This window comes from Salinivibrio sp. HTSP (assembly GCF_003390965.1).
Taxonomy (GTDB): domain Bacteria; phylum Pseudomonadota; class Gammaproteobacteria; order Enterobacterales; family Vibrionaceae; genus Salinivibrio; species Salinivibrio kushneri.
Genome location: NZ_PXUD01000077.1, coordinates 1 through 21,230, shown reverse-complemented (window position 1 = coordinate 21,230; position 21,230 = coordinate 1). Strand labels below are relative to the sequence as shown.

Here is a 21,230-nt window from a genome sequence, read left to right as displayed (position 1 = left end):
CCTGTTTTACGCTTTGCTCTTATTGAGTGTATCAATAATTGTCATCGCTTCTGCAACCACATTCGCTGCGCCTGTCCCAGAGTCAGGCAGCAGTACCACTGAGGACTCTTTGGCAATCGCCTGTTTCGCCTTGATCGCTTTTTCTGCCAGCTCCAACTGGATGGCTTTTTGCCCTTCCTCTGTAATCGCTCGTGTCCCGACGATTTCAAGTGCTTCGGCTTGCGCTTCGGCAACCGCAATAATGGCTTGCGCTTCCCCTTCCGCTTGCAAGATTTGCTCTGACTTTTCCGCTTCCGCCGCTAAGACTCGGGCCTGCTTTTGACCTTCAGCAACGTTTATATCCGATTGACGCGCCCCTTCTGATTCAAGAATCACCGCACGCTTTTCTCGCTCAGCCTTCATTTGACGCTCCATGGCATCGAGAACAGAGCGAGGTGGATCGATATCCTTGATTTCGTAACGCAGCACCTGAACGCCCCATGGCTGAGCGGCCTCATTGATGGCAGAGACAATCGCGGTGTTTAGGCTTTCACGCTCTTCGAAGGTTTTATCCAGCTCCATTTTACCCACCTCACTACGCATGGTGGTTTGCGCAAGCTGAGTCACGGAGTACACATAATCGTCGACGCCATAACACGCTTTATACGGATCCAATACCTTGATGTATAAGACACCGTCAACAACCAGCGAAATATTATCGCGCGTGATCGCGGATTGACTGGGTACATCATACGCTTGTTCTTTTAACGTCCTGGTATAACCAATACGATCGATAAATGGCACGATGAAATTGAGACCCGCTTCCATCGTCTTGTAATACTTACCAAACCGCTCGACGACATACGCCGTATTTTGTGGCACAAACTTAATCGCACCGCGTAGCACCACGATCACTAAGACCGCCAGCACGACCCAGACGCCAATAAAACTCGACGTTTCTAAAAAAATCGTATCCATGGAGAAACCCTATCACTGCGAGTCACAATTATGACTGGCATAAACAAACCCAAACGCGCGCACAAACGTGTCTGCGGCGTTACTCGTCGTCTTTCATGATACGTTATTGTCAGCATAAAAAGACATCATCCAACGAGTGATTTGACACTCCTCGCAATCTAGATCGCTTTTCTACGATGTACTATACGCCGATATATCACAGTTATCTGGCCTTGCTCTCATTTTCACAATACACTCGCACAAAGTTGCCGCTTTCATCCGCAAAATAGATTTACCTCACATTCTTTTGGGTGTATTCTCGATAATGTTCAACCGTGTTGGTTGACGGACTGTTGGTCGTAGACATACCGAGTCGCAACCAATAGTAAACTGACGCGCAAATAACGCGTGGTCCTGTTGAGGCTGCCTAGCAGCTTCGATAATCGGAAATTTATGCAGCAATTGAATATAGATACATCGAAACACCCCACCGCTAGGCTGGAAAGTTAGTTGTCCTGAAGATATTCGCTACATTTGCCCATAGAGTCGATTAACGGCACTCGCGTCACTGCAACACCTAGTTAATATATTCAGGAGACACCATGTCCAAAGCTAATGGTTCCGTTAAGTGGTTTAACGAAGAGAAAGGTTTCGGTTTTATCCAGCAAGAGAACGGTCCAGACGTATTCGTTCACTTCCGTGCTATCGTTGGTGAAGGCTTCCGCACACTAGCAGAAGGCCAACAGGTTGAGTTCGATATCGAGCAAGGTCAGAAAGGCCCACAGGCTGCGAACGTCGTTCGCCTGTAAGCCAAACCAAATTTAAGAGAAAGGCGCCCAACTGGGCGCCTTTTTTGTCGCTATCATTTGTTGTTTGCTCTTACCCATCATTTTTAAGCAAAACCTCATCCAGGTCGCATTCCTTTCACACGTGCTATAGACGCTCTTACCACCATCTACTAGGCTGAAAACATAAACATTGTCAGGAGGACGTATGCTATCTCCGTGTTTAATTGTTGACGATCATGAAATGATTCGTGACACCATTGGAATGATGGCCCAAGCACTGGGTATTAAGTCGGTGATCACGGCAGAAGATGGCGCCGAAGCGATATCAAAGGCATACCATGAAGCTCCCAATCTGATCATTACCGACTTACAAATGGATCCCATTGACGGGTTGGAAATGTTACGACTGATGCGGAGCGGTCGCTATCATTTGCGTCATGATACACCCATCATCATTTTAACCGCTAACGCGTCTCAGGCAGTGATCAGCGAGTGCATTCGCTATGACGTCGATGCTTTTATGGTTAAGCCGGTGAAAAAACAAGATCTAGAAAACCGTGTCAAGCAGCTATCTAAGCAGACCAAAGCTAAAAAGCCCCCCACATTCTACTTTGAGATGTACCAGTCAGATCCTGCCAAATCAACGGAGTTTGAGCACAACGGCGCGATTGTTTTTACTGAGGAAGAGCAATACCAGATAGAGTGCATCACAGAGCCTGTCATTGATACACCATTGCCTCCTGAAGGCTCTTCAGAAAAAGAGCCACAAGTATCGGCCCCCATTAAACGAGAGCGTAAGTTTATACGTTGGCAAGAAAAGTATACAGTGGGCCATCAATCATTGGATGAGAGTAACAAGCAGCTGCTCTCTATCATCAACGATACGTATGAGGCCATTGCCTACCACCATGAGGACGAGACTAAGACGGATTTTGAGGCCCTTGCGCAACGCTTTCGTGACTACATTGACTCACACTTTCAGCTCGAGGAAGATATCCTCGAAGCGCGCGCCTACCCCAAATACAAAGCGCATGCTGCGATTCACCAACGCCTCGCCCGGCAAGCGCAATATGTGCTGCTACAGTGCCAAGCCGACCCAGAGCTATACCGCTCAGAGTTTTTTAAGTTTCTACGTTATTGGTGGATTCACCATGTGGTGCGTGAAGATACCCAATATCGTGATTTCTTACTACAGGGCCCCTAGCACACTAAGTCGCTAGCCCACCTCGGTGCCCACAGTGCTCTTTGCCTGTTGGCACCGAGACATACACCCAAGCTATCTGTTCCTAACCTATCGCCCCTGTTCCGCCACATATATGGGATGTGGGAACCTGCCCACACCTTTAGGCCAGTAAATGTTACTTCTCAAAACACTTACTTTCACAAAAAATTTAACAATAAATAAATTCATACATTTCATCAATTTAATTACAGATGACAAACCCAACACTAAAATCTGGGGTTGATAAACCAAATTCATCGCCTATTATATAAAACGAATTCGTTAGAGCACAAAACAATTATGTGGCGATCAAAAACGACAGACACGGCAGTACTGGAATCTGAAGTACGTGACCGTAAACAGACCCAGACCAACACGCAGTTTGTGTTTCGTAAGCCAGCTATCAAGGATGGCGGCAATATCTATCGATTAATCACACAGTGCCCACCGTTGGATGTGAATTCCGCTTATTGCAACTTCTTACAGGCGACGCACTTTAAAGAGACCTGTGTCGTTGCAGAGCGTGAGGGTGATGTACAAGGCTTTATCTCGGGCTACATTCGCCCTGAGCAGCCAGACACCTTTTTTGTCTGGCAGGTTGCCGTGTCACCCAAAGCACGTGGAGAAGGGCTTGCCCTGTCGATGATCGAAGCGCTGATGGCACGCAAAGTCTCAAGCAATATTCGCTTCATCGAAACCACGATCACAGAAGACAACGCCGGATCTTGGGCGCTGTTTAAAAAGGTAGACCGCCTCTACGGTACAGGTGGTCAGCGCTCTGTGTTCCTTGACGAACAAGAGCACTTCAACGGTGAACACGACACCGAATACCTTTTCCGAATTCCACTCAAAAAATAACAGGATGAGTTATGGATATCTTTAAATCGCAGGAGTCAAATGTTCAATGTTACGCCAACAACTTCCCGGTGGTGTTTGAAAGCGCTAAGGGTTGCTGGATCACAGGCGTCGACGGCAAGCGCTACCTCGATTTTCTCGCTGGCGCCGGCTCACTCAACTATGGGCATAACAACCCAACGTTGAAAAAAGCTCTGATCGAGTACATCGAGAAAGATGGCATTACACACGGCCTGGATATGTACACAGGTGCAAAAGCACGCTTTCTCGAAGTATTTAAAGAACACATCTTGGCACCGCGTGATTTGGACTATAAGTTCCAATTTACTGGCCCAACAGGCACTAACGCTGTTGAAGCAGCAATGAAGCTTGCTCGTAAAGTGACAGGCCGAGCAAATATTGTATCTTTCACCAACGGCTTCCACGGCTGTACATATGGTGCATTGGCAGTGACGGGTAATCATCATCACCGTGGTGGTGGCGGCATCCCTGTCAATAACGCGGTGACACGTCTTCCGTACGATGGCTATGCAGACGTTGATGGTTTAACTTTGTTCGAAACCATGCTGAATGACGCATCAAGTGGTCTAACAGGCGGCGATAAACCTGCTGCAGTGCTGCTTGAAGTCGTCCAAGGCGAAGGTGGCCTAAACGCAGCCTCTAATGAGTGGTTGCAGCGCCTGCAAGACATTTGTAAGGCACACGATATCTTAATGATTGTCGATGACATCCAGGCTGGTTGTGGCCGTACGGGGACGTTCTTCAGCTTTGAGCCATCAGGCATTAAGCCCGATATTGTGACCCTGTCCAAATCAATTGGTGGTTATGGTCTACCAATGGCCGTGGTGCTACTAAAACCTGAGCTGGATCAATGGGCACCGGGTGAACACAACGGTACATTCCGTGGTAACAACCACGCGTTTGTGACTGCAGCGGAAGCGATTGACACATACTGGCGTGATGATCAGTTCCAAACGCATATTCAAGCGCGTGCGGATCAGCTAAACAAGGTCTTGCAAGAGATGTTGCACGAGCATAGTGATCTGTTTGACACCATCAAAGGACGTGGCTTGATGCAGGGTATCGCTTGTCAAAACGGTGACATTTCTGACGACATCACTAGCCTATGTTTCGACAATGGCATGATTATCGAGACCGCGGGTCCAGATGATGAAGTGATCAAATTCTTCTCGCCACTGACAGTCAGTGAAGCAGAGATGGAAAAAGGCTTGCAGATCTTCGTTAAATCGGTCGAGCAGTACAAGAAAGAGAAGCTTAAAAAAGCATCGTAATCGCTAGGATAATAAACCTTGTTTAACGAAGAGACGTTGAAGGAATAAACATGATTGTCCGCACATTAGAAGAGTGCCAAAAAACCGAGCGCCGCGTAGTGGCAGAAAACTGGGAAAGCGTACGCATGTTGCTACGCGATGATAATATGGGATTTTCTTTCCATATTACCACCATCTATGCCAACACTGACACGCACATTCACTACCAGAACCACTTAGAGTCTGTGTATTGCATGTCGGGTGAAGGTGAAATTGAAACCACGGATGACGGTAAGGTTTATCCTATTAAACCTGGCACACTGTATATCCTAGACAAACATGACGAGCACCAGCTTCGCGCAAACAAAGGTGTTGATATGGTCATGGCCTGTGTTTTCAACCCACCGATTACTGGGCAGGAAACACACGATGAAAACGGTGTTTATCCATTAGTCGATTAACCGTCACGGGGCAGCCGGATGCTGCCCCTGTAAACCCAATCGACTCCCTAATTCATAAAAGCCCACAAGGAGCTCACATGAATCATACCGTTGAAAAGATCGGCGGTACGTCGATGTCAGCCTACGACGCTGTCATGGATAATATCTTTTTGTACCCGTCAAACCCGTACAACCGCATTTTTGTTGTTTCTGCTTACGCTGGCATCACGGATGCATTGCTAGAATGTAAGCGTTCGGGCAAGCCCGGCATTTATCGCCTTCTCGCCGCCAATAATCCAAAGTGGCGTGATGCGATGGACGAGCTAGAGCAACGTATGCTGCTTATTAATAGCAATATGTTCCCCGATCCTGTATACCGTGAACGTGCTGACAACTTTATCCGTCAACGCATGGAAAAAGCACATAGCTGTATCGAAGGTATACTCGAAACCTGTAACTATGGGCAGTTTTCTCTGGAAAGCTATCTCCCACAAGTTCGCGAGTTTCTCTCCTCTATCGGTGAGGCACACAGTGCGCACAACTCAACGCTACTGCTTGAGAGTGTGGGGATAAACTCACGATTTGTTGACCTCTCTGGCTGGGATAATCCCGATGAAGGCAAAGGCGACCTCAATACGGTGATTGCCAATGCCATGGAAGACATTGATTTCAGTACTGAGCTGCCCATCGTTACCGGCTACGTCTATTGTGATGAAGGTCTGATGAAGACCTATGACCGCGGTTACAGTGAAATGACATTCAGCCGTATTGCGGTGTTGACCAAAGCAAGCAGCGCGGTAATCCACAAAGAATATCACCTAAGCAGTGCCGACCCTCGCATTGTGGGTCCAGAACGTGTCCAGCCTATGGGTCTTAGTAACTACGATGTGGCTGACCAGCTGGCCAACTTAGGGATGGAAGCCATCCACCCTAATGCAGCCTCGGGGATGCGCGCCGTGGGTATCGAATTGGTCGTGAAAAACACCTTCGAGCCTGAACATGCGGGCACGGTGATCTCACACAAATATCGTCCAAAAGACAAAGAGATCGAGATCATTGCGGGTCGAGATAAGGTGCTAGCTCTCCATATCTTTGACCAATCAATGGTTGGGCATGTCGATCAGGTCAGCTATGACGTGATGGAAATCATTCGCGAAGAGAACGTGCAGCTCATCAGTAAAGAGATGAATGCCAACTCAATTACCTACTACTTAGACGGCAAAACAGCCAGTCAAGACAAGGTGATTAGTCGTGTTGAGAAGCTCTACCCGAAAGCGAAGATTACGGGTGAAATGGTCGCACTGATTTCTGTCATTGGTAGCCGCATCGACTCAAACCAAACCATGAGCAAGGGTATGCTGGCGTTGCTTGACGCAGAGATAAACCCTAAAGCGGCGCACTCATCTATGCGCGATGTGGATGTGCAATATGTAGTACTCGATAAGTTCTACCATGCGTCGATTTGTGCACTACATGCTTGTTTTATTGAAGAGCCTACGCCTAAGCCAACCATTCGGGCCGCTTAGTACTCTCGGTGCACATGACAAGCAAGAAACCCTACCCCCTTACTTAAGGGGGTTTTTTAGTTTTATAGGCTGCCCTAGAACCCCTATTTACGATTAAAAACCAACCTAATCGCCTATCCGTATTGATAAAGTCTAGTTAAAAGGTAAAATTCCGCACTTTATCTGGAAAGCGGTAGTGCCTTTATGATCGATCCCAATATGCTCCCCGTTTACTTAACCGCCGTTGTCGCGCTTCTGCTGGTGCCCGGACCGGATATGTTGCTAATCGTGAGCGCCAGTCTTAGCTATGGCAGACGGGTTGGTATGGCCGCGAGCTTGGGTAATGCAACATCAGGATTGATCCTGACCGGGTTAGCCGCAACCGGCGTGTCAGCCATGATTGCGATGTCACCAACGGCCCTCACCATTCTGCAGTACGTAGGAGCCGCGTATTTGCTAAAAATGAGTATAGATATGTGGCGTGCCTCTCCAACAGGCAGCGCCGAGCTCGCGCATCATCAAGGCATGGGCAAATATCTCTATAAACGCGCGGTGATGACCAACCTATTGAACCCAAAGGCACTACTGTTTTTTGTGTTGTTTTTACCGCAGTTTATTTCGCAGCAAATTCAAGCCTCGTCCAGCACGCAACTGCTAACGCTTGGGCTGCTCCTCAACCTATTAGGGCTCGTTTTTAATCTGCTTTTAGTGGCGATAGTCGGCAAGCTTGGCAATGCAATGCTCACCAATACCCGCGTCCAAATGTATCAGCATAAAATAATGGCGCTCGTTTTTGCGGCGCTCGCTGCCTGGCTTTTTGCTCAACAATCCTTGTAATCCATCCGACGACCTGAGTGAAAAACCAACGAACCAGACGTTGAGTGATAAAAATTCAGGCAGTTGTCTGATATATTATGCCTCTGTCAGTCGTATAACTGACATTGGCTCGTTGAAGGCGTTTTACGCCTTCACCTTTATCGGATGGATTCGGTCACGTGTTTAATCTTCACCTTCCCACACTTACCCTGGCTTACATCAGTGTGTTCTGGCTACTCACCATTGGCGTGTTGTTGATTGGGTGGCAATTTAATCAACACAAAGACATCAAGCTGTGGGGGCTGGCTTGTCTGCTGATCTCGACGGGCACGTCGGTGTATAACATTGGCAATGTCACTGAAACGTCGGGGCTCGTTTGGATAGGCACCACAGCCGCGATTTGCTCGCATATTCTGGTGTGGTTAGGAACGAAATCCTTCGTGGGCAAACCCTTGTCATGGCGGACGGCTTCGCTGGCCGCACTCTTAGGTGTAGGGGTTTATACACTCATTCTTGCCAATCATATTCCGCTTGCTCTCCGTATTACTTGGTATTGTGCGTTCTACGTGGCAATGCACCTTGCGGTTTTAATCCTCATTGTAGAGAGCCCAGAGAGAAAGCGGATAGGCTTTAAACTCTATGCGTCCGTGCTCCTTCTCTTATTAATACTTTATGGGCTTCGCGCCTACTTCGCCTTTGACACCCCGATGAAGAACACCGGCCTATCTCAACGCTATATTGCCGTGTATTACTTGATCTTAATGGCCGAGTTCGTCAAGTTTATGACCTTCATTTACCTTTGTTTTGAGCGACTAGAGCACACGCTTTGTCAGCTTGCGCTCCGTGATACCTTGACGCAGCTTCCGAATCGACGCGCCTTTGTGACGCAATCCGCACAGCGTCTTCTTTCTAATCAACCAAATGCTCTTATCCTGGCTGATTTGGATAACTTCAAAAGTATTAATGACGTCTATGGACATCTTGCTGGCGACCAAGTATTGGTCGCTTTCAGTCAGCACTTAGAGAGGATCACCCAACAAGAAGGCGCATTTTGCGCCCGAACGGGAGGTGAAGAATTTATTTTGCTACTCAGTGGTCAGTCTGTGCGTCGCGTACAAGACATTGCGCTACAACTGAAGCGCCAAATCGAGGCATGCCAAGTGACGACCGAATACGGCCATCACATCCAGTTTACGGTGAGTATCGGCGTCGGCATCAAGCGTCAGAAGCAATATGTCGCCATGAATCAGTTATTTGAGTGCGCGGATACCGCCTTATACGAAGCAAAAGCCCGTGGGCGAAACCGCATTGAATTCGCATTAACTGAACATGGTGATGCGCCGTCCAGCATATCACCAACATCCAATCAATCGCCCATCAGCCAGGAAACTGATAGCCCTTCTCTACCTAAACGTTATCTCGAGCGTCAATCTTTGTCATAATAGGCGTTCAGCCCGTACTAGGAGAACGTGTAATGGATGAGAACACCGCCACGCTACTGAATCTACGTGTCATTGAAGTCAGCGACTATCAGCCCTTAGCAGAGTTGATGGATCTCGTCTTCCCGGATGTCGGCGGTGCTTGGCCTAAGAGCACGATCATGCAACTGGTCACCGCTTTCCCGGATGGCCAGATATGCATTGAAGATAATGGGAAAATCGTCGCCGCCGCGTTAACGCTTAAAGTATCCTACAACCGCTTTTCGCTGCCGCATACCTATGCCGACATCATTACGGATGATGGGGTGGTGTTCCACAACGCAAAAGGGGATGCACTGTATGGCCTCGACGTGTTTGTACACCCTGATTATCGTGGCCATCGTCTTGGCCGCCGACTTTACGAAGCGAGAAAGGATCTGTGTCAGGCGCTTAATTTAAAAGCGATCCTTGCTGGCGGTCGTATACCGGGTTATCACAAACACAATGATGTTTCAGTGACGGATTATATTAATAAAGTCAGAAGAAAAGAGGTTCACGACCCCATTCTCTCGTTTCAGCTGTCTAATGACTTTGATGTTAAGCGTTTGATGAATCGCTATTTACCCGAAGACGATAAGTCTGCGGGTTATGCCACACTGTTGGAGTGGGATAACTTCTTCTATGAAGAAGATGCATCCTCTGTGCATGATATTGAAAAAACCATCGTCCGCCTCGGGGTCGTGCAATGGCAGATGCGTCATGTGCTCTCAGTGGATGATCTTTTGAATCAGGCCGAATTCTTCGTCTCATCCTTAGCCAACTATCAGTCAGATTTCGCGCTATTTCCCGAGTTCTTCTGCGCGCCATTAATGGGGCTTGCACCTGATAAGCGCTCCGTCGAGGCTATCCGCTTTCTCAGTGAATTTACCCAAGCAATTAAGCAACGGTTTTCGCAATTGGCCGTCACCTACAACATCAATATTATCGCTGGCAGTATGCCCGTGTTGGAAAATGGCAAACTGTATAACGTCTCCTACTTAATGCATCGCGACGGTAGTATTGATGAGCAATACAAAATCCATATTACGCCGCACGAACAACGTGACTGGGTCATCGATGGCGGGGATACGGTCAAAGTCATTGAAACCGATGCGGGCCGAGTGGGTATTCTCACCTGCTATGACGCCGAGTTTCCTGAGTTAGGGCGTATACTTGCCGAGCAAGGTGTACAGATCCTATTCGTGCCCTTTTGGACCGATACCAAAAACGGTTATTTACGTGTGCGCCTTTGTGCCCAAGCTCGCGCGATTGAAAACGAGTGCTATGTCGCGATTGGCGGTAGCGTGGGCAACCTTCCTCGGGTAGATAATGTCGACATCCAGTACGCTGAGTCTGCGGTATTTTCACCCTCGGATGTCTATTTCCCGCACGATGCAACACTTGCGGAAGCGAATGCTAATACCGAGATGATGATTTTCGCTGACGTCGATTTGGACAAGCTCAAAATGCTGCATGAACGAGGCTCGGTGACGAACTTGAAACACCGTAGGCCCAAGCTCTATGCTAGCCATTTAAGCCAAGAGTAGCCTTAATCCAGCCTCGCCGAGTGCGGGGCTTTAATTTGTAAACAGGAGACAAAAAAGACTAGATTCCCATACACATTTACCAAAAGCTTCTATCCTTACTCAACAAACTGCTTATTTTTTATCCAGTGCGATATTGAGGTGAGATCATGAAGCTCAAATATAAAATGTTAGTTAGCTTATTGGGTGTGGGTTGCCTCCCCGCGTTAATGATTAGTTTGCTTTCTCTTCATACCGCCTCGTCGTCACTCGAGCATCAAACGTTTAGTCAGCTAGAAGCGTTGAGAGAGGTAAAACAATCAGCGGTCACACGCTACTTTCAAACGGCTGAAGGCCAGATAATTACTACCGCTGAAACCCCTTCCGTGTCCAACACCATGGCCAGCATGATTGATGCCATGGAGACACTTCCCTCTCATACCGCCCAGGCAAGCTCACAACTCACCCGCTATTATCAGCGTCACCTCATTGATCCACTTGATGAGATCAGCACAGAGACACTACCCAGCGCACAAGATCTGGTGAGCAATCTAACGCCACAAACGGTGGCGCTACAAAAAGCCTACTTAATCGACAACCCTAACCCCGTGGGAGAAAAAGGCGCATATCAAACCAGTGGCCAATTGTCTCAGTACGATCAAGCGCATCAAACCATCCATCCCTACTTACGCGATGTTCAAGAAAAGTTTGGTTACTACGACATCTTTATGATCGAAGCAAACCAAGGCCACATCCTTTACTCGGCCGCTAAAGAGCTTGATTTCGGCACGTCGCTAACAACGGGCCTGTTTAGTACGTCCGGCCTAGCTGACGCTTTCCGTCAAGCGAAAACGTTAGCAGATGGCGATACCGTGATTATTGATTTCTCACCCTACACCGCCTCAAACAACGCGCCAGCAGGGTTTATGGCATCGCCGATTTATCACAACGGTAGCGTCATTGGTGTGCTCGCCTATCAATTCCCGATAGATAAGCTCAGTGCGATTATGGCAGAGCGAGATGGACTGGGAAACACAGGCGAAACCTATCTCATCGGACCAGATAACTTGATGCGCTCAGACTCCTTCTTAGATGCCGAGCATCGGTCGGTTTTCGCCTCCTTTATGCAACCTGCGCAAGGCAGCGTTGAAACACTGGCCGTTGAGCGAGCGATGCAAGGCGAAACCGGTATCGATGTCATTAATGATTACAACGGTAATCCCGTTCTCTCTGCCTACGCCCCGCTGACGGTCAGTGGACTCAGCTGGGCAATCATTGCGGAAATGGACGTTAAAGAGGCGTTCGCAGCACTCAACGAACTGCAAGGACTCATTATCACCGTGTTGGTGATTGCGGTGACTGCGATCGTAGTCACTGCTATTCTATTGACGCGTTCGATTACCCGCCCAATAGGTGGCGAACCGGCTGAGATGGCCAAGATAGTACAAACAATTGCCGACGGTGATCTGAGAGTGCGCTTTGACGCAAGCCCTAAAGCAACGGGGATTTATCGCTCCATACGTGCGATGGCAACCAACCTCACGACCATGGTGTGCGATATTATCGGTGCCACTAACCAACAAGCGGCTGCGGCTGAGCAGTTATCCTCCTCGAGCGTGCAAACACTCACTAACTTTGAAGCCCAAAACGCCCGGACAGAGCAAGTGGCGGCAGCGATGGAAGAAATGACAGCGACTGCCAATCAAATTTCCTCCAGTTCCGCCTCGACAGCGGATGCTACCGAAAAGGCGCGTTCACTTATCCATAACGGTGACCAACAAGTGACCGAGTCTGTCGATGCGATGCAAGATCTTGTCACGCGTCTCAATCACGCCAAAGAGCAAACGGATGCGCTCGGGCAAAGCGCTGAAGATATCTCCAGCATATTGCAAACGATTGGCCAAATTGCTGATCAAACCAACCTGTTAGCATTGAATGCAGCCATTGAAGCGGCACGCGCGGGCGAACAAGGTCGCGGCTTTGCGGTCGTCGCCGACGAAGTGCGCACACTGTCGCAAAGCACACAACAAGCGACCAGTGAGATCACGCAGATGATTGATAATCTTCAGCATAACTCCAGCACCACAACACAAGCTATCTCAGAGAGTGCGACAACCGCCAACTATGTCTCAGAACGCGCAGAAACAAGCTTATCGTCGCTCAAGCAAGCGGTGAATGCGGTGGATGAAATTGCAGACATGGCGATGCAAATGGCCAGTGCCTCAGAGGAGCAATCTCTCGTGGCGACGGAGATTAACCAAAACTTGGAAGAGATCAACACCATGACAGGTGAAAACCGTCAAGCAATGGATCAAATCACTCAAGCGACACACAATCTCAGCGAACTCTCTCATACACTAAAAGGCCACACGCAAAAATTTCAGTGCAAACAAGCCTAATCGAGCGGCATCATTTTCTCTGAGTACCCATCGCACTGACTTTGTTCAAGGTCAGTGCATTGACTGGTACAAAGGATCACTCTCTTGATAGAATCAACCCGTTTCTGCGTAAGCGTTATTAAGAGAGATTCCGAATGGGACGAAGTTTTGAAGTTCGTAAAGCGTCAATGGCGAAAACCCAGGGCGCGAAAATTAAGGTGTATTCAAAGTACGGTAAAGAGATTTACGTCTGTGCTAAAAATGGTGGCTCGGATCCTGAGAGCAATCTATCACTGCGTCGTTTGATTGAGAAAGCCAAAAAAGACCAGGTGCCTGGCCACGTGATCGACAAAGCGCTCGATAAAGCCAATGGCACAGGTGGCGAAAACTATGAAGTGGCGCGTTACGAAGGCTTTGGGCCAGGTAGCTGCGCGGTGATAGTGGATTGCTTAACGGATAATAACAGCCGTACTTATATGGACGTACGCCAGTGCTTTGTGAAAAACGATGCGAAAATTGGCACGCCCGGTGCAGTGTCTCATATGTTTGAGCACCAAGCTGTTTTCCAGTTTAAAGGCGAGGATGAAGAAGGCACGCTTGAGGCCTTGGTGATGGCTGATGTGGATGTGTCAGACATCGAAGCAGACGAAGGAGTGATTACCGTTTTTGCCCCTCATACAAAGTTTTTCAAAGTGAAAAATGCGCTAAGTGACTTTCTTGGCGATACGCCGATTGATCTTGAAGAGATCACCTTTGTGCCTCAAATCGACACTCAGGTCAGCGGCGACGATGTTGAACGTTTTGAAAAGTTCCTCGATATGCTTAACGACTGCGACGACGTGCAAAATGTCTACCACAACGCAGAGCTAATCTAAACACAATGACTATGCGCCATGTCATCATGGCGCCTTATCGCTCACCCAGTTGCGTGAGTAACATTTGCGAAAATAACGCCCAATTTTGACGAAACTGATCGTCCCCCTGCAAGACATAACTTTGCAATCCCGCTCCAAGGAAAAACGCATCCACGACACGAATCGCCGTATCAATTTGATGCTGCGGGATTTTTCCCTGATAGAAGTACTCAATTGCGCGTGTATATTCCGCTAACCCATGTTGAGAAAAACGCTGAATAGCGACCCTAAACTGTTCATCAAATAAGGCTTGGGTGGTAAAGCTATACATCGCTTTCATCGCATAGGGCTCACATTGCATGGTGAGATACAAGGTATCCCCTGTCACTTCGAGATAACTCTCAAAATCATCAAAATTGGCAGGCTCGGCCACGGCAAGAAACATAGAGATTAATTCATCAACCGCTGCATATTTGACGGCATCAAGGTTGTCAAAATGATGATACAACGCCCCTTTACTGATCCCGGCTTTCTTCCCTAATTTTGTTGCCGTTAACGCAGCAAGCCCCTCATTTCCAACGATTTCTAGCGTAGTCGAAAGAATATGTTGGCGCATAGCACGCGACGCAATTTCGTTTTTGTTCATCGTTTTTTGATCAAAAGTGAAAGTTCAGATGAAAAAATAAAACATACCGAATGTTCATTCAATTTTTTTTGGGTAAAATGTGACCGATAACCGAATGATTCCTCAACACCAAGGCGTCGGAAGAAAAAAGGCATGAAAGTGGGTGTTGTAAAATAACAGAATAAGGTTCAAAGACAGGTTTAAACGCAATGGCTACAATGAAGAGAGGTAGAAATGGTAAGGGGTGAAGTCAGTGATGAAAGGACTATGGGCGTTACTGTTAACATTAGCGGTTACATGGCCGGTGAGCGCTAAGACCACGTATGTGGTTGGCGTACAGAGTTTTTCACAGTATTACCCGTATTCAGCCTATTCTAATCGCAACTATTCTGGCTTTAACCGAGAGCTTTTGGATATGTTTGCCAATGAATATCACTACCGTTTCGTTTATAAAGCGCTACCGTTAAGACGGCTCGATCGTCGATTTGTTGAGGGCGCCTTTGATCTAAAATATCCCGACAGTCCAGATTGGGGGCAAAAAATTAAAAAGAAAGCCAGTGTCACATACAGTGATTCTGTGGTGAGCTATACGAATGGCGTCATGGTCATTGACCAATATTATGGCCGGCCTTTGAATGAATTCCGTTTACTCGGTACCGTTACTGGCTTCACACCTCATCCTTATCAATCTCGCATCAACGCAGGGAAAATACGTGTTGATGAAAGCTACCAATATGATTCGCTGTTAATGAAAGTCATCAGTGGTCGCGTTGATGGAGGCTATACCAATATTGACGTCGCACAGTTTTATCTTGACCAAATGGGGCTAAAAAAAGGCTCCGTCAAATTTGATGATGCCCTCCCACATGTGAAAGGAACACACCACCTTTCGACAATTCACTATCCAAAACTAATTAAAGAATTTAACCAATTTTTAGCCGATAATCATGCCAAGGTCACTGAGCTGAAAGCGCGTTATGGGCTTGAGTAATGAAGGTTTATTGCTTCCTTTCTGTCCGTAGTACTGTATACTCGACGCGCCATTTCAGGCAGGATGAGTCGGTTGAATCAGTTAGAGAAGAGTTGCTTTGAGTAATCAGCTTATCAGTCTAGATTTGTTTTATGCGATTGAGCACCTTATGCCCGGGAAGCGCACTGCCGCGTTATTCCGTCGGTCAATTAAACACCTCCCCGTGACCACATTGGCGCTTACCCACTACGACTCCGCTGCAGGGCTTCAGCTCGCATTATTCCGTCATTGCCGCAATTATGTGGCCTTTACACAAGGCAAGCCCATTTCGCCTGATTTTGATTTCTCTGGGACTGCCGAGCAAATTTTGGCGGCTGAATCAGTGATGAAGGCCTTTATTCGTGGTGCCTACTGGTGGGTGGACTATCACATGAGCCTGTATCGTGACGATTGGAGCCAAGAGCAGTCTCAACGTTGGTTAAGAGACTTACGTTTGCTGGTACAAGTCATTATCGGTGTCGGGAATTGCACCAATGCGGAATTTTTGATCACGCACCGAGGGCCAATCCAAGCCCTGACTTACGATACACATCTCGAGCCTTTTCTTACTAATTATTAGTCATGCCTTGGCCACGCCCAGAGATCTGAGCTATTGATTGATAATCACACACTGCTTTCGCTATTTCGTCACGTTTATTCGCTAGCCTAGGCCCATGACGATGACACAAGGTTCACCATGAAGCGACTAAAGCGGTATCAATACGAGCGGTATGCCATTTTATGCCGCGCCTCTTATCCTGCCTATTTTAATCACACGCAGTACGGCTTCAGTCCGAGTGGGCGACGCGATATTTACGATCGCTGGGGGCGTTGTATTATTCGCGTGCTATGGCGAGATGATAACGATGTGGTGGTGGTATTTCGCGGCTCGCAAACCTTGTGGGACTGGCTGGTAAATTGTGCCTGTGGTCCCAAGCGTATTCGCATGGCTAACGCTTATTGTTGCGTACACTGGGGGTTTCACTACTTACTGACACAAAAAAGTTTGCCATGGCAACAGCACAAACGTCGTTACCAAGCAATGACCACCAGCCAGTTTGCTGATGTCGCACATGCCGCGGATATGGCTTCCTTAGACGGTAATACGGTGCTCGATAAACTCTGCTCCGCCCTTTCGCCTTTGGTCCAGGCCAACAAAAAAGTCTCTTTTATTGGCCACTCGTCAGGCGGGGCGATGGCGGTCCTTGCCGCGGCGATGCTTCCAACACCAATGAGCAGTGCCATTAAACGCATCGTCACCTTTGGTCAACCCGCTGCCGGTATGTGGCGCTTTAAGCAGCACTATCCTTTTCACACCAAAACCTACCGTATCTGTTGTGATGTCGACATTATTACCTTCTTACCCGGTATTCCTTTGCTGTATTGGCATGTCGGTCGGCTTCTATGGCTACATGAAAACAAAATCTATACCGACACGTCGTCACTGATTCGCGTGCTGCGGGTTTTATTTAGCTGGCTCGCACGCCCCATCGCTTATCACTACATGGATAAATACATCCGACGCAAAGATTACTTTGACCAACACTAATTTGTCTGTACCAACCAATACGTGATCTTGATACCAGCTTCCTTCACTGTCCCAAGACTGTCACCCAGTAGTCACCGCGTTTTCATATTGCCTCGCCACACTTTCGACCGACTTTGCGATGTACTTTCTAGCGCATCGCTATCACCTAAATCATAAATACGATAACGAACAGAAAGGAAGAATTGTCGTGAGCAAGCATATTGACCAACGTCCGCTGGACGCAGAACCCGAATTCAATCGCTTTATTGATGCCGCCGTCAGTCGTCGCCGCTTTTTACAAGGCGCGGGCGCAGCCAGTACAGTCGCTTTTTTTGCCGCTAACCCTGTCGCAAAGGCCGTGGCTGGCAGCATGAGCAAAAGTGAACTGCTTGGGTTTGAAGCCATCCCCACCTCAACCGCTGATACGGTCAGCGTCCCTGCGGGTTATAAGGCAGATGTACTTGTGTCTTGGGGAGACCCTATTTTTGCCAATGCCCCTTCGTTTTCTCAACAAAACAACGCCGATGCGCAAGCGCAGCAGTTTGGCGACAATAATGATGGCATGACATTTTTCCCGCTCGCCAATGATCGCGCCTTGCTCGCGGTCAATAACGAGTACATCAACGATGAGTATTTGTTTACGCACGGTGGAGAAAACATCTCAGCCGATGATGCGCGTAAATCACAAGCAGCGCACGGTGTCTCCTTGGTTGAGCTCAAAAAAGTCGATGGTCGTTGGGTAGTGAATCCACAAGGCCGCTTAAACCGCCGTATTACCGCGTATACAGAAATGGCAATGACAGGTCCTGCTGCCAGCCACTCATTGCTTAAAACCGCGGCTGACCCCTCGGGTCAGAAGATCCTCGGCACCTTTAACAATTGTGCCAACGGCGAAACGCCTTGGGGCACCTATCTCACCTGCGAAGAGAACTTTAACGGCTATTTTGCCAGCGAAAAAACCGTTACCTTAGGCAAAACCTATCAGCGCTACGGCATCAGCGATAGTGATTGGGGATACGACTGGTATAAACACGACGAGCGCTTTGATGTCGCCAAGCATCCCAATGAGCCCCACCGCTTTGGCTGGGTGGTCGAAATTGATCCTATGGATCCCAACTCAACCCCGAAAAAGCGCAGTGCGCTGGGTCGATTTAAGCACGAAAATGCCGCGCTAACCGTGAATGATGATGGTCATGTCGTTGTGTATATGGGCGATGATGAACGTGGCGAGCACCTGTATAAGTTTGTCTCTGAAGGAAAATACGATCCGAGTAAAGGTAGCGCTAATCGCGATTTGCTCGAAAATGGCACCTTATATGTCGCCAAATTTACTGGCAGCGACGACGAGCTAAAAGGCCAAGGAGAGTGGTTAGAGCTCACCTTTGGTAAAAATGGCCTAACGCCAGAGAACGGCTTTCCTGATCAAGCTAGCGTGCTCATTTTTGCCCGCGAAGCCGCGACGCAAGTGGGGGCGACCACCATGGACCGCCCAGAGTGGGTCGCCGTGCACGCCGACAACAAACATGTTTTCTGCACCCTCACCAATAACAAACACCGCGGCGTGAAAGACAGCCAGCCATTAAATGCGGCCAACCCACGCACCAAAAACCCGTATGGTCATATTATTCGCTGGGCACCGACCCAAGGCGACCATACTCAGGCGACCTTTGAGTGGGACATCTTCGTGATGGCCGGCCACCCCGAGAAGCAATCTGGATTAATGGCAGGTACCGATAACATCAACAAAGACAATATGTTTAACAGCCCGGATGGTATCGGCTTTGATCGCGCAGGACGTCTTTGGATCCAAACCGACGGCGATTATTCCAACGAGGGCGACTTTGCTGGCATGGGCAATAACCAAATGCTCTGTGCCGACACGCAAACGGGGGAAATTCGTCGCTTCCTCACCGGGCCTACATCGTGCGAGATCACAGGACTGACCTTTACGCCCGACTCACGCACTATGTTTGTGGGCGTGCAACATCCAGGCGCGCACTTCCCTGCAGGCGGTGACGCCATTCCTCGCTCTTCGGTTATCATGATCACCAAAGACGACGGTGGCGTGATCGGGACCTAACAGCCCTCCGCGGCGATACACTCCCGTTCGCGCGCTATTTAACCAACACCACTCAGCCCTTGTCTCGACAAGGGCTTTTTAAGCACGACTCGAGTATAACCAAACCCGCAAATTTTGCACTTCTCTGCAAACTATCAACTATATTTACAGAGGGTATATGTATCGATAATGCGCCAAACTGCACCTAACAAGTTGATAAAAGAATGTAACTCATTCAAAAACAACGCGTTGGCACAATGCAGTTACCGAAGGAGCCGACAGCATGGCGACAGAGACACAAGTCACCGAGACACAAGGAACGGTTGCTGCCGTTCAGCCTGATGGCCAAGTACGTCAAATAGAGGCTAATCAAACGGTTTCGACAGGAGAGCTACTCGCCGCGGTCGGCAACGAGCCAGCTTCAGTGCGCCTTGAAAATGTTGCCAATGCGAACCTCGCGTTGTCCGCCTTGCTTGTCGGCGAAGGCGAAGACGATACGCTGGCACAAGATTTACCTGAGGATGTGCTTGAAATCATTGAAACCATCCAACAAGGTGACGATCCCAGTGCTATTGAGGATGCTGCTACCGCCGCTGGTGCGGCAGCCTCTGGGTCTGCGATCACCGCCATGGCGATTATTGAAGCGAACGGCCGTATTGGCGAGATCGTTGCAGGCTTTCAAACCGAGGGGCTTGCCAGCTCAGGATTTGGCATTAGCGACGAACAGCTTTTTGCTCTAACCGCACTTAGATTGGCAAGTGCTGACGCTGTATTTCCTACCGCAGCCACCAATGAAACACCGAGTGCCGAATCACTCACTTTCAGTACCGATGAGGATCAGCCATTAGTGCTGACACCGAATCAAATACTACAGCAAATCAACGATCCCGATGGTGACACCCTCACCATTGCTTCCATCACCAGTGGCAATCCAGATGTCGATATCGATGAAGATGAGTCTGGTAATATCGTCATCACACCGCCGCCTAATTTCAATGGCGACCTTGACCTCACGGTTATCGTTTCTGATGGTCAAGCAGAAACGCCGTCCGATATCACGGTTACCGTGAATCCAGTCAACGATGCGCCTACGCTGCAATTTTCTGCCACCACGGTCACCGAGGAAGCAGTCGCGGCTGGCGATACCGTTGGCACCGTGTCTGCCAATGACATAGAAGGCGATGTCCTCACTCTGTCGTTGACCAATGGCGGCCAAAACTATGTCGAATTGCAGGGCAATAATGTCGTTCTCACTCAGGCAGGCGTAGATGCAATCAATAACGATGCACTGGATATCGCCTCGCTGACATTCACCATCACCGCCTCAGACGGCGAAACAAGTACCTCTCAAACCTTCACCTCAGCCGTGGAACGTATTGACGATCCCGCATCCATCACAGGTGACACATCAGGCACGCTCTCAGAGGGTGAAATCGATGGCTCTGACGGAAGTTTGATAGCCAGAGATGCCATTTCCGGGGCCTTGTCAATTTCCGACCCCGACGATAATCCCACGTGGATCGATAGCACGCAATCCGGCCAGTATGGTGAGTTCATCTTCACCAATGGCAACTGGACTTACTCCGCGGATAGCGATGCTGTGCAGTCTCTTAGTGAAGGCGATATCGTTTCGGAAAACTTCACTGTGACCGCATCAGACGGCAGCACCCAGGTCATCGCGATAACGATCACAGGCACCAATGATGATCCTGTGATTAGTGGCCAAACTCGCGGCAATGTCATCGAAGACACCACATTAGCAACAACGGGATCCCTCAGTATTTCGGATGCAGATGACAACAATGCACCGAGCTTTTCCGATGGCAATGTGTCGGGTCAGTATGGTGAGTTATCATTGGTGAATGGTACCTGGACTTATACGCTCGACAATAACAGTAGCGTTATCCAAGGCTTAGACGCCGGCGATCAGGTCACGGATACCATCACCCTCACCGCCAGCGATA

General features: G+C 48.7%; 18 protein-coding genes. 16 read left to right on the top strand and 2 right to left on the bottom strand.

Translation table 11 applies throughout. The annotated features are described in order from the left end of the window. Positions 1 to 6 precede the first annotated feature (6 nt). Positions 7 to 957: a slipin family protein gene (locus C7A19_RS13350; protein WP_046075979.1), complete on the bottom strand. Its 951-nt coding sequence runs from the start codon at positions 955 to 957 to the stop codon at positions 7 to 9. A gap of 581 nt (positions 958 to 1,538) precedes the next feature. Here C7A19_RS13350 and C7A19_RS13345 point away from each other — a divergent pair. The 11 genes from C7A19_RS13345 to C7A19_RS13295 all read left to right on the top strand — a co-directional run bounded on the left by C7A19_RS13345 (position 1,539) and on the right by C7A19_RS13295 (position 14,066). Then, positions 1,539 to 1,745: a cold-shock protein gene (locus C7A19_RS13345; protein WP_025744354.1), complete on the top strand. Its 207-nt coding sequence runs from the start codon at positions 1,539 to 1,541 to the stop codon at positions 1,743 to 1,745. Positions 1,746 to 1,929: 184 nt separating this feature from the next. Beyond that, a complete protein-coding gene (locus C7A19_RS13340; protein ID WP_077484934.1) occupies positions 1,930 to 2,928 on the top strand; it encodes a bacteriohemerythrin in 999 nt (332 codons plus the stop codon). 318 nt (positions 2,929 to 3,246) lie between these two features. Then, positions 3,247 to 3,804, top strand: coding sequence for a diaminobutyrate acetyltransferase (gene ectA / locus C7A19_RS13335; RefSeq protein ID WP_077459636.1), 558 nt, complete (start codon positions 3,247 to 3,249; stop codon positions 3,802 to 3,804). 11 nt (positions 3,805 to 3,815) lie between these two features. After that, positions 3,816 to 5,093 carry a diaminobutyrate--2-oxoglutarate transaminase gene (gene ectB / locus C7A19_RS13330; RefSeq protein ID WP_069362848.1) on the top strand — a complete coding sequence of 426 codons (1,278 nt, stop codon included), beginning with the start codon at positions 3,816 to 3,818 and terminating at the stop codon, positions 5,091 to 5,093. A gap of 50 nt (positions 5,094 to 5,143) precedes the next feature. Beyond that, positions 5,144 to 5,533, top strand: a complete 390-nt coding sequence (locus C7A19_RS13325) for an ectoine synthase (RefSeq protein WP_046075984.1) — start codon at positions 5,144 to 5,146, stop codon at positions 5,531 to 5,533. 77 nt (positions 5,534 to 5,610) lie between these two features. Continuing rightward, positions 5,611 to 7,038: an aspartate kinase gene (locus tag C7A19_RS13320; protein ID WP_069362847.1), complete on the top strand. Its 1,428-nt coding sequence runs from the start codon at positions 5,611 to 5,613 to the stop codon at positions 7,036 to 7,038. Positions 7,039 to 7,221: 183 nt separating this feature from the next. Beyond that, positions 7,222 to 7,854, top strand: coding sequence for a LysE family translocator (locus tag C7A19_RS13315; protein ID WP_116645103.1), 633 nt, complete (start codon positions 7,222 to 7,224; stop codon positions 7,852 to 7,854). Positions 7,855 to 8,012: 158 nt separating this feature from the next. Then, positions 8,013 to 9,275, top strand: a complete 1,263-nt coding sequence (locus C7A19_RS13310) for a GGDEF domain-containing protein (RefSeq protein WP_069362845.1) — start codon at positions 8,013 to 8,015, stop codon at positions 9,273 to 9,275. Between the two features lie 32 nt (positions 9,276 to 9,307). Continuing rightward, positions 9,308 to 10,837: a bifunctional GNAT family N-acetyltransferase/carbon-nitrogen hydrolase family protein gene (locus C7A19_RS13305; protein WP_077521730.1), complete on the top strand. Its 1,530-nt coding sequence runs from the start codon at positions 9,308 to 9,310 to the stop codon at positions 10,835 to 10,837. A 146-nt stretch (positions 10,838 to 10,983) separates the two neighbouring features. Further along, positions 10,984 to 13,212, top strand: a complete 2,229-nt coding sequence (locus C7A19_RS13300) for a methyl-accepting chemotaxis protein (protein WP_116645102.1) — start codon at positions 10,984 to 10,986, stop codon at positions 13,210 to 13,212. A gap of 134 nt (positions 13,213 to 13,346) precedes the next feature. Further along, positions 13,347 to 14,066 carry a YebC/PmpR family DNA-binding transcriptional regulator gene (locus C7A19_RS13295; protein ID WP_116645101.1) on the top strand — a complete coding sequence of 240 codons (720 nt, stop codon included), beginning with the start codon at positions 13,347 to 13,349 and terminating at the stop codon, positions 14,064 to 14,066. A 34-nt stretch (positions 14,067 to 14,100) separates the two neighbouring features. On the opposite strand, the gene C7A19_RS13290 is transcribed toward C7A19_RS13295, so the two are convergent. Further along, on the bottom strand, positions 14,101 to 14,691 hold the full coding sequence (locus tag C7A19_RS13290) for a TetR/AcrR family transcriptional regulator (protein WP_077521727.1): 591 nt from the start codon (positions 14,689 to 14,691) through the stop codon (positions 14,101 to 14,103). A gap of 235 nt (positions 14,692 to 14,926) precedes the next feature. Here C7A19_RS13290 and C7A19_RS13285 point away from each other — a divergent pair, with 235 nt between their 5' ends. The 5 genes from C7A19_RS13285 to C7A19_RS13265 form a co-directional block, all read left to right on the top strand. Continuing rightward, entirely contained in the window at positions 14,927 to 15,661 is a 735-nt protein-coding gene (locus tag C7A19_RS13285; RefSeq protein ID WP_069362840.1) for a transporter substrate-binding domain-containing protein, read from the top strand. A gap of 97 nt (positions 15,662 to 15,758) precedes the next feature. Continuing rightward, positions 15,759 to 16,259, top strand: coding sequence for a hypothetical protein (locus tag C7A19_RS13280; RefSeq protein WP_069362839.1), 501 nt, complete (start codon positions 15,759 to 15,761; stop codon positions 16,257 to 16,259). 117 nt (positions 16,260 to 16,376) lie between these two features. Then, positions 16,377 to 17,228, top strand: a complete 852-nt coding sequence (locus C7A19_RS13275) for a DUF2974 domain-containing protein (protein WP_116645100.1) — start codon at positions 16,377 to 16,379, stop codon at positions 17,226 to 17,228. Between the two features lie 187 nt (positions 17,229 to 17,415). Continuing rightward, positions 17,416 to 19,287: a PhoX family phosphatase gene (locus C7A19_RS13270; protein WP_235614312.1), complete on the top strand. Its 1,872-nt coding sequence runs from the start codon at positions 17,416 to 17,418 to the stop codon at positions 19,285 to 19,287. A gap of 262 nt (positions 19,288 to 19,549) precedes the next feature. Next, on the top strand, positions 19,550 to 21,230 hold a 1,681-nt coding region (locus tag C7A19_RS13265; protein ID WP_201264095.1), incomplete at its 3' end, for a VCBS domain-containing protein.

Excerpts from the sequence above, each read along its gene's own strand:
- C7A19_RS13290 (WP_077521727.1), bottom strand. The coding sequence starts at position 14,691 with ATGAACAAAAACGAAATTGCGTCGCGTGCTATGCGCCAACATATTCTT.
- C7A19_RS13285 (WP_069362840.1), top strand. The coding sequence starts at position 14,927 with ATGAAAGGACTATGGGCGTTACTGTTAACATTAGCGGTTACATGGCCG.
- C7A19_RS13345 (WP_025744354.1), top strand. The coding sequence starts at position 1,539 with ATGTCCAAAGCTAATGGTTCCGTTAAGTGGTTTAACGAAGAGAAAGGT.
- C7A19_RS13340 (WP_077484934.1), top strand. The coding sequence starts at position 1,930 with ATGCTATCTCCGTGTTTAATTGTTGACGATCATGAAATGATTCGTGAC.
- C7A19_RS13350 (WP_046075979.1), bottom strand. The coding sequence starts at position 957 with ATGGATACGATTTTTTTAGAAACGTCGAGTTTTATTGGCGTCTGGGTC.
- ectB (WP_069362848.1), top strand. The coding sequence starts at position 3,816 with ATGGATATCTTTAAATCGCAGGAGTCAAATGTTCAATGTTACGCCAAC.
- C7A19_RS13275 (WP_116645100.1), top strand. The coding sequence starts at position 16,377 with ATGAAGCGACTAAAGCGGTATCAATACGAGCGGTATGCCATTTTATGC.
- C7A19_RS13305 (WP_077521730.1), top strand. The coding sequence starts at position 9,308 with ATGGATGAGAACACCGCCACGCTACTGAATCTACGTGTCATTGAAGTC.
- C7A19_RS13295 (WP_116645101.1), top strand. The coding sequence starts at position 13,347 with ATGGGACGAAGTTTTGAAGTTCGTAAAGCGTCAATGGCGAAAACCCAG.
- C7A19_RS13300 (WP_116645102.1), top strand. The coding sequence starts at position 10,984 with ATGAAGCTCAAATATAAAATGTTAGTTAGCTTATTGGGTGTGGGTTGC.
- C7A19_RS13325 (WP_046075984.1), top strand. The coding sequence starts at position 5,144 with ATGATTGTCCGCACATTAGAAGAGTGCCAAAAAACCGAGCGCCGCGTA.
- C7A19_RS13320 (WP_069362847.1), top strand. The coding sequence starts at position 5,611 with ATGAATCATACCGTTGAAAAGATCGGCGGTACGTCGATGTCAGCCTAC.
- C7A19_RS13315 (WP_116645103.1), top strand. The coding sequence starts at position 7,222 with ATGATCGATCCCAATATGCTCCCCGTTTACTTAACCGCCGTTGTCGCG.
- ectA (WP_077459636.1), top strand. The coding sequence starts at position 3,247 with ATGTGGCGATCAAAAACGACAGACACGGCAGTACTGGAATCTGAAGTA.